10 protein-coding genes are annotated in these 11,644 nt (G+C 71.3%); 8 read left to right on the top strand and 2 right to left on the bottom strand.

From position 1 onward, the window contains the following. Positions 1–143: 143 nt before the first annotated feature. On the top strand, positions 144–3,338 hold the full coding sequence (locus tag NJ376_RS26835; RefSeq protein ID WP_252956429.1) for an error-prone DNA polymerase: 3,195 nt from the start codon (positions 144–146) through the stop codon (positions 3,336–3,338). A gap of 162 nt (positions 3,339–3,500) precedes the next feature. Next, entirely contained in the window at positions 3,501–3,893 is a 393-nt protein-coding gene (locus NJ376_RS26830; RefSeq protein ID WP_252956428.1) for a DUF805 domain-containing protein, read from the top strand. A gap of 229 nt (positions 3,894–4,122) precedes the next feature. Here NJ376_RS26830 and NJ376_RS26825 read toward each other — a convergent pair whose 3' ends face one another. Further along, on the bottom strand, positions 4,123–4,389 hold the full coding sequence (locus NJ376_RS26825) for a hypothetical protein (protein WP_252956427.1): 267 nt from the start codon (positions 4,387–4,389) through the stop codon (positions 4,123–4,125). Positions 4,390–4,540: 151 nt separating this feature from the next. On the opposite strand from NJ376_RS26825, the gene NJ376_RS26820 reads away from it, so the two are divergent. Then, positions 4,541–5,380: an LLM class F420-dependent oxidoreductase gene (locus NJ376_RS26820; RefSeq protein WP_252956426.1), complete on the top strand. Its 840-nt coding sequence runs from the start codon at positions 4,541–4,543 to the stop codon at positions 5,378–5,380. An 88-nt stretch (positions 5,381–5,468) separates the two neighbouring features. Then, on the top strand, positions 5,469–7,055 hold the full coding sequence (locus NJ376_RS26815; RefSeq protein ID WP_252956425.1) for a DUF2264 domain-containing protein: 1,587 nt from the start codon (positions 5,469–5,471) through the stop codon (positions 7,053–7,055). Positions 7,056–7,196: 141 nt separating this feature from the next. On the opposite strand, the gene NJ376_RS26810 is transcribed toward NJ376_RS26815, so the two are convergent. Then, positions 7,197–7,385 carry a hypothetical protein gene (locus NJ376_RS26810; RefSeq protein ID WP_252956424.1) on the bottom strand — a complete coding sequence of 63 codons (189 nt, stop codon included), beginning with the start codon at positions 7,383–7,385 and terminating at the stop codon, positions 7,197–7,199. A 111-nt stretch (positions 7,386–7,496) separates the two neighbouring features. Here NJ376_RS26810 and NJ376_RS26805 point away from each other — a divergent pair, with 111 nt between their 5' ends. The 4 genes from NJ376_RS26805 to NJ376_RS26790 all read left to right on the top strand — a co-directional run. After that, complete coding sequence (locus NJ376_RS26805) at positions 7,497–10,040, top strand: ligase-associated DNA damage response DEXH box helicase (protein WP_252956423.1); 2,544 nt, start codon at positions 7,497–7,499, stop codon at positions 10,038–10,040. Between the two features lie 121 nt (positions 10,041–10,161). Then, a complete protein-coding gene (gene pdeM, locus NJ376_RS26800) occupies positions 10,162–10,851 on the top strand; it encodes a ligase-associated DNA damage response endonuclease PdeM (RefSeq protein WP_252956422.1) in 690 nt (229 codons plus the stop codon). 90 nt (positions 10,852–10,941) lie between these two features. Next, complete coding sequence (locus NJ376_RS26795; protein ID WP_252956421.1) at positions 10,942–11,367, top strand: transposase; 426 nt, start codon at positions 10,942–10,944, stop codon at positions 11,365–11,367. Continuing rightward, on the top strand, positions 11,321–11,644 hold a 324-nt coding region (locus NJ376_RS26790), incomplete at its 3' end, for a transposase (RefSeq protein WP_256476624.1). The genes NJ376_RS26795 and NJ376_RS26790, both read left to right, overlap by 47 nt.

Below are 11,644 nucleotides of genomic sequence, written 5' to 3'. Positions count from 1 at the left end.
GCCCAACCCCTCCCGCCAAAGGCCGAAGGGCCTTTGGAAACCATGAGTTTGAGTCCGAGCGGTTCGACCCACGGATCCAAAACTCAGACCGGGGTCCGGGGAGGAGTATCCTCCCCGGCGGGGGTTCGGGGGCAGAGCCCCCGATGACCCCCGGCTTCGCCGAACTCGCCGCCCTCTCCAATTTCACCTTCCTCGAAGGCGCCTCGCATCCATGGGAGCTGGTGGAGCAGGCGCAGGCGCTCGGCCACGCCGCCATCGGCATTGCCGACCGCAACAGCTTCGCCGGACTGGTGCGCGGCATGGTGGCGGCGAGGAAAGCGGGGCTCCGCTTCCTCCCCGGCGTGCGGCTCGGCCCGGTGGAGGGCTATGAATATCTCGCTTGGCCCAGCGACCGCGCCGCCTATGGGCGCCTCTCCCACCTCCTCTCCACCGCCCGGATGAACGCGCCCAGGGGCGAATGTCCCCTGGCGCGGGAGGCGGTGATCGAGGCCGCGTCTGGCCTCGTCATGGCGCTGGTCCCGCCGGAGCAGCCGGATGCGGATTTTGCCGCGCGTCTCCGGCGGGATGCGGCGGCGCTGCGGCCGCGCCTTGCCCTGCCGCTGTTCTGCGCCGCGCAGCACCGGGCGCGGGGCGATGACCGCAAGCGGCTGGACCTGCTCGCCGCCATGGCGGGCGCGGCCGACGCCAAGCTGCTCGCCGCCGGCGGCACGCGCTACCATCACCCGGACCGCCGGCGGCTGGCGGATGTGGTCACCGCCATCCGCCTCGGCACCACCGTGGAGGCGCTGGGCTATGCGGCGGAGCGCAATGCCGAGGCGCATCTGAAGCCGGCGGCGGAGATGCGCCGCCTCTTCGCCGGGCATGAGGAGGCGATCGACGCGACGCAGCGCGTGCTGGCTGCCTGCCATTTCTCGCTGCGCGACCTCGCCTATGAATATCCGGAGGAGATCCTTGAGCCCGGCCTGACCGCGCAGCAGACGCTGGAACGCCGGGTGGCGGAGGCAGGTGCTGCTAAATGGCCGGAGGGCGTGCCGGAGAAAGTGCAGCGGCAGCTCGCTTATGAGCTCTCGCTGATCGGCCGCATGGGCTACGCGCCCTATTTCCTGACGGTGCAGGAGATCGTCCGCTTCGCCCAGGACAAGGGCATTCTCTGCCAGGGCCGCGGCTCGGCGGCGAATTCCGCCGTCTGCTACGTGCTCGGCATCACTGCCCTCCCGCCCGACAAGCACGAGCTGCTGTTCGAGCGATTCATCTCCGAGAACCGCAACGAGCCGCCCGATATCGACGTGGATTTCGAGCATGAGCGGCGCGAGCAGATCATCCAGCACATCTATGAGCGCTATGGCCGCGACCGCGCCGCGATCGCCGCCACGCAGGTCCGCTACCGCCACCGCAGCGCCATCCGCGAGGTCGGCAAGGCCATGGGCCTGTCCGAGGATGTGACGGGGCGGCTGGCGAAATCCGTCTGGAATCGGGGCGACAGGAGCCTGGCCGAGATCGCCGCCGAGCAAGGGCTGAGCGCGGCGGGGGATCCGCGCCTCGCCATGGCTTGCGAGCTGGCGGAGGAGCTGACCGGCTTCCCCCGCCACCTGGCGACGCATGTCGGCGGCTTCGTCATCACCCGCGGCAAGCTGACGGAGCTGGCCATCGTCACCAAGGCGGCGATGCAGGGCCGCCACACCATCGAATGGGACAAGGATGATATCGAAGCGCTGCGCATCCTGAAGGTGGATGTGCTCGGCCTCGGCATGCTCACCTGCCTGCGCCGCGGCTTCGAGCTGGTGGCGCGGCATGGCGGCCCGGCGCTGACCTTGCAGGGCGTGGAGCAGGACGACAAGGCCACCTACGAGATGCTGCGCCGCGCCGATTCCATCGGCGTCTTCCAGGTGGAGAGCCGGGCGCAGATGAACATGCTGCCGCGGCTGCGTCCCAGCGAATTCTATGACTTGGTCATCGAGGTGGCGATCGTCCGCCCCGGCCCGATCCAGGGCGACATGGTCCACCCCTATCTGCGGCGGAAGAACAACGAGGAGGACGAGAGCTATCCCTCGGAGGAGCTGAAGGCCGTGCTGAAAAGAACGCTCGGCGTGCCGCTCTTCCAGGAGCAGGCGATGCAGATCGCCATGATCGGCGCCGGCTTCTCCGCGGCCAGGGCGGATGAGCTGCGCCGCGCCATGGCGAGCTTCCGCAATGAGGGCACCGTCTCGCGCTTCCGCGATGAGTTCGTCAGCGGCATGGTGAAGAAGGAGTATCCGCGAGAATTCGCCGAACGCTGCTTCCGTCAGATCGAGGGTTTCGGCGAGTACGGCTTCCCGGAAAGCCATGCTGCCTCCTTCGCCCAGCTCGTCTACACCTCCGCCTGGCTGAAATGCCACCACCATGCCGCCTTCACCTGCGCCCTGCTGAACAGCCAGCCCATGGGCTTCTACGCGCCGGCGCAGCTCATCCGCGATGCGCGGGACCACGAGGTGGAGGTGCGGCCCATCGACGTCACCGCCAGCGACTGGGATTGCACGCTGGAACGGGCGGCGGATGGCAAGCTCGCGCTGCGCCTCGGCCTCAGGCTGGTGCAGGGGCTGGGGCAGGAGGCGGCGGAGCGGATCACGAAGGCCCGCCCGGCGCGCAACCTGCCCGACCTCATCCGCCGCGCCGCGCTCGACCGCCGTGCGGTGGAGGCGCTGGCGGCGGCGGATGCCTTCCGCGCCATGGGGCTGGACCGCCGCGCCGCGCTGTGGGAGGCGACGGCGGTGGAAGCGCCCGCGCCATTGCAGGGCGATCTGCTGGAGCCGCCCCCTGCCCTGCCCGCCGTGACGGCCGGGGAGACGGTGGTGCTGGACTACACCAGCACCGGCTTCAGCCTGCGGCAGCATCCGCTGGCGCTGCTGCGGCCGCAGCTTCAGGCGGCGCGGCTGGCGGATACGCGCCAGCTCCAGGCGGTGCGGCGCGGTGCCTGGCTGCGGCTGCCGGGCCTGGTGCTGGTGCGGCAGCGGCCGGGCAGCGCCAAGGGGGTGGTGTTCTTCACCATCGAGGATGAGTTCGGCACCGCCAACCTCGTGCTCTACCAGTCCCGCGTGGAGCAATTCCGCGCCGCCGTGGTCTCGGCCCGGCTGGTGGTGGCGGAGGGGCGGGTGGAGCGGCATGAGGCGGAGGTGCCGATCATCCACCTCATCGTGCACCGGCTGACCGATCGCTCCGTCCGGCTGGACGCGCTGGCGGCGCTGGATGTGCCGGCGGAGACGCCCTGGCGCCGCACCCTGGCCCGCGCCGATGAGGTCACGCGCCCCGATCTGCGCGGCGACCCGCTGGTGAAGCTGCCGCCGAGCCGGGATTTCCACTGATCCCCACGGCGTTGCCGCGTGACGCCGGGGCTGGCGCTGCGCCGGGCGCCAGACAATCGAACCGGTGGCCGTGACGCCCGGCCGATATGGTCGGTGGCCACCGATGTTTACCGTGGGAAAAGCAACGGCCCGTTATGCTCCTGGCATTCACGGGAGCGAACGATGGGTTTCCAGGATGCGGTCAGCAACTGCCTCCGCAACTATGCCAGCTTCAGCGGGCGGGCCAGCCGGTCCGAATTCTGGTTCTTCTTCCTGTTCAGCATCCTGATCCAGATCGTCATCTCCGTGCTGGGGGTGGTGCTGCCGGATGTACTGGTCGGGCTGCTCGGCATTGCCGTTTCCCTGGCGCTGCTCCTGCCCTCCCTCGCCGTCACGGTGCGGCGCCTGCACGATGTCGGCCGCAGCGGCTGGTGGATGCTGATTGCCCTGGTGCCGCTGCTCGGCATCGTCCTGCTGCTGGTCTGGTACTGCACCAGGGGCGAGCCGCAGCCCAACCGCTTCGGCCCGAACCCGCTGGCCGCCAGCGTCCTCGGCACGATGCAGCCGGCCGGGTAGGCCCGCCCATCATCGGGACGCCAGGGCGCGCATCGGCGTCCCGCCCGCGGCCGGCGCTGGCCGCCATCCTGCCCTGGCTTCCCTACGGCAGGCTGTGCCAGAGCAGCGCACGCTGCCCTGGCTCGCCCCCTGGTAGATGTCAGGCCGCCAGGCGATTCCGCCTGGCCTGGAACGCCCGGGCGCCGGAAACAGGGCGCCTCCACACAGCCGCGCCAGCGGCTTCAAGGGATCAGCGATACCAGCTCTGCCGCCGCGCCCAGGCCTCGCGCTCCCGCTCCTCTTCCCAGCTTTCGCGGCGCCATTCGCGCCGCCGCCGCCGCGCCTCGCGCTCCCGCCGCCGCCACTCCGCAGCGCGCCAGCGCTCATACTCGCGGCGATGGCGCGAGTCCTCCCACCACCAGCCCGGCGGCGGCGGCTGGGCCACGGCCGCGCCAAGGGGCGCGCCGCCCAGCAGCGCCAGCAGGGCCAAGCGGCGCGTCAGCCTGGGAAACTCCATGGCAATCTCCAATCTTGCGGCGCCGCAACGCCATCACCGGCCCCAGGTTGCTGCGGCGCCCCTCTCCCCGCCGGCCGCTCGACAGCGCCTGCCGCGCCGCCCACTCTCCCCTCCCCAGGGCGTGTCCTACGCCCCTGCGCAGGAGAGCGAAATGCGCGTCGGCGTCTTCCATTTCCCCACGGATTACGGCATCGCCCCGGCCGAGCTGGCCGCGGCGCTGGAGGAACGGGGCTTCGAATCCCTCTTCGTCTGCGAGCACACCCATATCCCCGTCAGCCGCCTCTCCCCCTTCCCGGGCGGCGGGGAACTGCCGAAGCGCTATTCCCACACCCATGACCCCTTCGTGGCGCTGGCCTTCGCTGCCGCGGCGACCAAGCGGCTGCGCCTCGGCACCGGCATCTGCCTGGTGCCGCAGCATGACCCGATCGTGACGGCGAAGGCGGTGGCGAGCCTCGACATGCTCTCCGGTGGGCGCTTCGAATTCGGCATCGGCGGCGGCTGGAACAAGGAGGAGATGGCGCAGCACGGCGCCAGCTACGAGACGCGCTTCAAGCTGATGCGCGAGCGCGTGCTGGCGATGAAGGCGCTGTGGACGCAGGAGGTGGCGAGCTTCAGCGGCGAATTCGTGAAGCTCGAGCCGAGCTGGTCCTACCCGAAGCCGGTGCAGAAGCCGCACCCGCCCATCCTGCTGGGCGGCGAGACCGACATCACGCTGAAGCGCATCGCCGCCTATTGCGATGGCTGGATCCCGCGCGGCGGGGCGGGCTTCGACCCGGCGGTGGCGAAGACCCGGCTGGCGCGGGCGGCGGAGGCGGCGGGGCGCGATCCGGCCAGCCTCTCCATGACCGTGTTCCGCGCCCCGGCCGAGGCGAAGACGCTGGAGGCCTACCGCGCCGCCGGGGTGGATAGGGTGCTGCTGGAAGTGCCCGACCTGACGCGGGAGGAGGTGCTGCCCCTGCTGGACCGGCTGGCCCAGTTGGCGGCCGGGTGAGCCGACGGGCGGGCGCCATTCCGCAGCGGAACCGAGTTTCTCCGGCCTCGTCTTCGGGCTAGTGTGCCGCACTCCACTAGGATTCCGCATGCGAATACTGCCCCGTCTCGTCTCGGCCACCCGGCAGCGCTGGCCGGGCCTAGCCACGGGCCTTGCCTTGGCCGGCCTGGCCCCATTGCTGGTCGGCTGGTCCGCTTGGGCTGCGCTGGCCGCCGGGCTCGCCCTCGGCGCCGCGCTCTGGCACTGGGCCGGTGCGGTCGTCGGCAGCGTCGAGGGCTGGTTCCACCGGGTGCACCCGGCGCCCGCCCTGCTGTCGCTCGACCCTGCCCTGCGGCAAGAGCTGGGTGGGCGCCCCTCCCTCGCCAACGCGGACTATGATCGGATCCTCGGCTATGTCGCCGCCGGCATTCGTGCCTATCGCAGCCCCGGCTGTGCCCTGGTTCTCTACCCCGGGGTGCCGGGCACGCGCGGCACGCGGGTGGAGGCGCTGGAGGGCTTCGCCCGCGCCGCCCCGCTGCTCGCTGCCTGGGTACGGCACCGCGGCGACCATATTCCCCTGCCGGATGGCAGTCGCTTCGACGCCTTCGCCCATCTCGCCGCCGGCCTCACCGCCGGTACCGACCCGAAGGGGCCGGAATACTGGGGCCCGATCGGCGATCTTGACCAACGCATCATCGAGGCGGCGGATGTCGCGCTGGCCGCCTGGATGCTGCGGGACCGGCTGCGCGCCACCCTGCCCGCCCCTGCTCAGGCGGCACTACTCGCCTGGCTGGGCGGTGTGGAAGGGCGACGAATCTATGAGGGCAATTGGCATCTCTGCCCGATGCTGGTGGGGCTGGTGCGGGAAGCCTGGGGTCAGCCCGCCAGCCCCGCTACCAGGGCACATCGGGAGGCCTTCCTGCATGCTGCCGCCGGCGGGGGCTGGTTCGCCGACGGGGTGAATGGCGCCATCGACCACTACAATGCCTGGCAGATGCACTACTTGCTGCATTTCGCTGCGGCAGTGAACCCGGCATTGGATGCCGGGGTGGCGGCGCGGGCGCTGCAGGAATTCGCGCCGGGCTACAGCCATTTCTTCGCCCCACGGGGTTTTCCCATCTTCGGCCGCAGCGCCTGCTACCGCATGGCAGTCGCCGCCCCCCTGGTCCTCGCCGCGGGGCTGGAGGAGCCGCCGATCCCGCCCGGCCTCGCCCGCCGGGCACTGGATGCGGTGTGGTCGCATTTCATTGCTCACGGGGCACTGGCGGGGGGCACCGTGACCCAGGGCTACGAGACCCTGCAGCCGGATCTGCTGGAGAATTACTCCGGGCGCGGCAGCAGCCTCTGGGCGTTGCGCTCCCTCGTCGCCGCCTATTGGCAGCCCCCTGAGGCGCCGATCTGGCAGGCAGCGCCAGAGCCGCTACCAGTGGAGTTGGGCGATTTCGACCTGGTGCTGGACCCGCCGGGCCTGCGGGTCACCGGAGTGGCGGCGACTGGGCAAGTGGAAGTGCGGCCGCTGCGCAACACCGGGACGGGGGAGTCGCCGCTCGAGCCCATGTCCCTGTGGCGACGCCTGGCGCAGGCACTGCTCCGCCGCCCGCTGCGGCTGGCCAATTACGCCGCGAAATACCGGCGGGAGGTGTACCGCTCCACCCCTGCCTTCTGCGAGGAGCGGGGAACTGGCCGCTCGGGCTGAGTGCGGCGTGGACGGCACCGCTGCGTGCTCCAGGTGCGCCCGCGGCCGGCGGCAGGCCCGCAACAGGATCCGGAGCACAGGGGGCGGTTCCCTCTGCAAGCAGGTTCAGGGCAGCGGCCCTTCACCCGCCGAGGAGCAGGATCAGCGACAGGGCGGAAAGCCCCCCGCCGCCGCGATGGCGCCGCGCTCCACCCAGGCCAGCAGCGAGGGCGGCGTCGCCTGCGGGTCCAGCGGCGCGCGGGTGACGGTCAGGCCCAGAGCCATGGCCATCGAGGCGAGTTCGGTGCCGTTCCATTCCCGGGCCGGGCTGGGCTCGTCTGAACGTGGCATTGCGGACCCTCCTGGTCGAATACAACCAGGAGTTACCGCTCGCCCCTGTTCGGAAGGTTAACGCATCGCCCCTTCCCAAACCCTCGCTGCCCCGTCACATAGTAGCACTCCATGGGAACATTGCCGGAACCCTTTGCCGCCTGGTTCGCCGGGCGCGGCTGGACGCCCCGGCCGCACCAGCTCGCATTGTGGCGCGCGGCGGCGGCGGGGGAGAGCACGCTGCTGATCGCTCCCACCGGCGGCGGCAAGACCCTGGCCGGCTTCCTGCCCAGCCTGATGGAGCTGGCCCAGGCGCCGCGTCCGGGGCTGCACACCCTCTATGTCTCGCCGCTGAAGGCGCTGGCCGTCGATATCGCCCGCAACCTGACGGCGCCGGTGGCGGAGATGGGCCTGCCCATCAGCATCGAGACCCGCACCGGCGACACGCCGCAGAACCGCCGCGCCCGGCAGCGGGAGGCGCCGCCCAACATCCTGCTGACCACGCCGGAAAGCCTGCTCCTGCTGCTCGCCTCGCCGGAGGCGGGGACGCTCTTCGCCGGCCTCGGCGCGGTGGTGGTGGATGAGATCCATGCCCTGGCTGGCACCAAGCGGGGGGATCAGCTCGCCCTTGGCCTCGCCCGACTGGCGCGGCTGGCGCCGGGGGCGCGCCGCGTCGGCCTCTCCGCCACCGTGGCGCACCCCGAGCCATTGCGCGCCTTCCTCTCCCCCACCGGCGCGCCGGAGGCGGTGCGGCTGGTGCAGGTGAAGGGCGGCGCGGCGCCGGAGCTGGAGGTGATGCTGCCGGAGGGGCACCTGCCCTGGGGCGGGCATATGGGCCTCGCCTCGGCGCCGGAGATCTACCGGCGGCTGCGGGGGGCGAAGGTCACCATCGTCTTCGTCAATACCCGCGCCCAGGCCGAGATGATCTTCCAGGCGCTGTGGCGGCTGAATGACGACAACCTTGCCATCGCCCTGCACCATGGCAGCCTCACCGTCGAGCAGCGCCGGAAGGTGGAGGCGGCGATGGCCGCCGGCAAGCTCCGCGCCGTGGTGGCCACGGCCTCGCTCGATCTCGGCATCGACTGGGGCGATGTGGACCAGGTGATCCAGGTCGGCGCGCCGAAGGGCGTGGCCCGGCTGCTGCAGCGCGTCGGCCGCGCCAACCACCGGATGGATGAGCCGAGCCGCGCCATCCTGGTTCCCGCCAACCGCTTCGAGGTGGTGGAATGCGCCGCGGCGCTGGAGGCGGTGCGGCACCAGGAGCTGGATGGCGACCCACCCCGCCCGGGCGGCCTCGACGTGCTGGCGCAGCATGTGCTGGCCATGGCCTGCGCCGGCCCCTTCCACCCGGACGACCTCTACGCGGAGGTCACGCGCGCCGCCCCCTATGCCGCGCTGACGCGGCACGATTTCGACGACGTGCTGCGCTTCGTGGAGGACGGCGGCTATGCCCTCCGAGTCTATGAGCGCTTCCGCAAATTGTTTCGCGATGCCGAGGGCATGGTCCATGTGCGGGACCAGCGCGTGGCGCGGCAGCTTAGGATGAATCTCGGCACCATCGTGGAAAGCCCGCTGCTGAAGGTGCGGCTGCGCGGCGGGCCGGTGCTCGGCGAGGTGGAGGAGTGGTTCATCTCCACCCTGCTGCCCGGGGACAGCTTCATCTTCGCCGGCCAGACGCTCCGCTTCGAGGCGCTGGACGCGATGAGCGCCATCGTCTCCCGCGGCGGCGAGGGCGATCCGCGCGTCCCCGCCTATGCCGGCGCCCGCATGCCGCTGAGCACCTGGCTGGCCGCGCGGGTGCGGGAGATCCTGCACGACCCACGCAAATGGCGGCTGCTGCCGGAGCCGGTGCGGGAATGGCTGCGGCTGCAGCGCGCCCGCTCCGCCCTGCCGGAGAAGGACGGGCTGCTGGTGGAAAGCTTTCCGCGCGGCGGGCGCTGGTTCCTCGTCGCCTATTGCTTCGAGGGGCGGCTGGCGCACCAGACGCTGGGCATGCTGGTGACGAAGCGGATGGAAAGGCTGGGCTACGGCCCGCTCGGCTACCTCGCCACGGATTACGTGATAGCGACATGGAGCGCCTTCGAGCCCACGGATGTCGAGCCGCTCTTCGATGAGGACATACTGGGCGAGGATCTGGAGGAATGGATGGCGGAAAGCTCCATGCTCCGCCGCAGCTTCCGCCACATCGCCACCATCGCCGGGCTGATCGAGAAGAACCACCCGGGGCATGAGCAGCGCCCGCGGCAGATGACCATGAATGCCGACCTGATCTACGACGTGCTGCGCAAGCATGAGCCGGACCACATCCTGTTGCGGGCGACGCGGCAGGAGGCGGCGGGCGGGCTGACCGACGTGGCCCGCATCGGCAAGCTGCTGGCGCGGGCGAAAGGGCGCATCCGGCATCTGCGACTGGATCAGGTCTCGCCGCTGGCCGTGCCGGCGCTGATCGAGGAAGGGCGGGAATGGGTGGCCGGCGGCGCCGAGGACGCGCTGCTGGCCGAGGCCGAGGCGCTGGTGGCCGAGGCAACCAACGGGGCGGAGATCTTCAACGAAGTGCTGGCGGACGTGACAGAGGGCATCCGGGTGCGGGCCGGGGTGGTCGACAAGCCAAGGCACCGGGACCGGCCACGGAGATCGCGGTTCATCCGGAGCATGAAGACGGCGGGCGGGGCGTGAGGCGAGACAAAAAGATCGGGGGCGCTGCCCCCGAACCCCCGCCGGGGCCAGGACCTGGCCCCGGACCCCGGTCTGAGGTTTTGAACCCGACAGGCCAAGCCACCGTGCAGGACTCCCGCGCATGACCCCCGCGCCGATCCATATCGCGGGGGAGCGGCTGATGCTGGACCCGGCCGGCGTGCTGGTCTGGCCGGCGCGCAAGCTGCTGGTCGTCGCCGACCTGCATCTGGAGAAAGGCAGCGCCTTCGCCGCCACCGGGCGGCTGCTGCCGCCCTATGATTCGCGGGAGACGCTGCAACGCCTAGCGCTGGCGCTGCGGCGCTGGCGCCCTGCGCGCATCGTGGCGCTGGGCGACAGCTTCCACGATGCCGCCGGCGCGGCACGGCTGCCGCCGGCAGAGGCTACCGCGCTGGCCCGCATGCTGGGCGGCGCGGAGCTGGTCTGGGTGCTGGGCAACCACGACCCGGTGGCGCCGGACGGCCTGCCCGGTGCGGCGGTGGAGGAGCTGGCCGAACCGCCCTTCGTCTTCCGCCACGAAGCCCGGCCCGGCCGCATTCCGCCCGGCGAGATCTCCGGCCACTTCCATCCCAAGGCGACCATGCCGACGCGCTGCGGCGGGGTCACGCGGCCCTGCTTCCTCGCCGATGCCTGGCGGGTGATGCTGCCCGCCTTCGGCGCCTATACCGGCGGCCTCTCGGTGACCGACCCTGCCCTGGCCGGCCTGTTCCCTCGCGGCGCCCGCGCCTTCCTGCTGGGCCAGGAGCGGCTGTTCAGCCTGCCCCTCGCCCCCAGCCGCGCCCGCGTCGCTTAGAGCATGCTGCGTGAGCGCAAGCGAACGCAGAACGCAGCATGCTCTAGGCGCTGTTAGGGAAATCGATTGGGTTTGGCTCGTTGTCTTGGGATGGCGATCCTGAGCGACGGTGAGTGGGCGCGGCTGAAGGCGGCGCTGGATGTGGCGCGGTCTGGGGCCGGGCGGCCTCTGGCTGAGGAGCGGCGGACGGTGGAGGCGGTGATCTGGGGGCAGCGCAACGGCGCCAAGTGGCGCTCGGTGCCAGCAGAGCTTGGCCCCTGGTGGAAGGCGGCGCAGTTGCACATCCGCTGGTCGCGGGCCGGGGTCTGGGAGCGTGCCTTCGCGCATCTGCGCGATGCCGGCGCACCGGACCTCGGCGAGGTCTTCCTGGACGGCACCTCGATCCGGGCACACCCCAAGGCAGCCGGGGCCAAAGGGGGGCGAAGGCGCAGGCCCTTGGCCGTTCGCGCGGCGGCTATGGCACCAAGGCCTGTACGGTCTGCGATGCGCAGGGTCGCCCGCTCGGCTTCGCCCTGATCCCGGGCCAGGCCAGGCGTCGGAGTTGCGCGTCGCTCCTGCGTTGCTGCTGATCGCCGCCCTGCTGGGCAACATCGGGCGGGTCGTCTGCGATGCCGCCTATTCCTCGGCCGCCTGGATTGCCCTGGTGATGGAAGCCGGCGCGCTGCCGGTGGTGCGCGCCAACCCCACCCATCCGAGGCAGCAGCACTTCGACCGCGCCGCCTATCGCAGGCGCCACAAGATCGAGAACCTGTGGGCCAGGCTGAAAGAGTGGCGCGCTCTCGCCACCCGCTAC

Origin of the sequence: Siccirubricoccus soli (genome assembly GCF_024178315.1) — a bacterium.
Lineage (GTDB): Bacteria > Pseudomonadota > Alphaproteobacteria > Acetobacterales > Acetobacteraceae > Siccirubricoccus > Siccirubricoccus soli.
The sequence above is the reverse complement of the archived record's forward strand: the minus strand, read 5'-3'. Positions and strand labels throughout refer to the sequence as shown.

What these genes read in the sequence shown, in the direction of transcription:
- NJ376_RS26835 (WP_252956429.1), top strand. Translation starts at nt 144, where the DNA reads ATGACCCCCGGCTTCGCCGAACTCGCCGCCCTCTCCAATTTCACCTTC.
- NJ376_RS26830 (WP_252956428.1), top strand. Translation starts at nt 3,501, where the DNA reads ATGGGTTTCCAGGATGCGGTCAGCAACTGCCTCCGCAACTATGCCAGC.
- NJ376_RS26825 (WP_252956427.1), bottom strand. Translation starts at nt 4,389, where the DNA reads ATGGAGTTTCCCAGGCTGACGCGCCGCTTGGCCCTGCTGGCGCTGCTG.
- NJ376_RS26820 (WP_252956426.1), top strand. Translation starts at nt 4,541, where the DNA reads ATGCGCGTCGGCGTCTTCCATTTCCCCACGGATTACGGCATCGCCCCG.
- NJ376_RS26815 (WP_252956425.1), top strand. Translation starts at nt 5,469, where the DNA reads ATGCGAATACTGCCCCGTCTCGTCTCGGCCACCCGGCAGCGCTGGCCG.
- NJ376_RS26810 (WP_252956424.1), bottom strand. Translation starts at nt 7,385, where the DNA reads ATGCCACGTTCAGACGAGCCCAGCCCGGCCCGGGAATGGAACGGCACC.
- NJ376_RS26805 (WP_252956423.1), top strand. Translation starts at nt 7,497, where the DNA reads ATGGGAACATTGCCGGAACCCTTTGCCGCCTGGTTCGCCGGGCGCGGC.
- pdeM (WP_252956422.1), top strand. Translation starts at nt 10,162, where the DNA reads ATGACCCCCGCGCCGATCCATATCGCGGGGGAGCGGCTGATGCTGGAC.
- NJ376_RS26795 (WP_252956421.1), top strand. Translation starts at nt 10,942, where the DNA reads ATGGCGATCCTGAGCGACGGTGAGTGGGCGCGGCTGAAGGCGGCGCTG.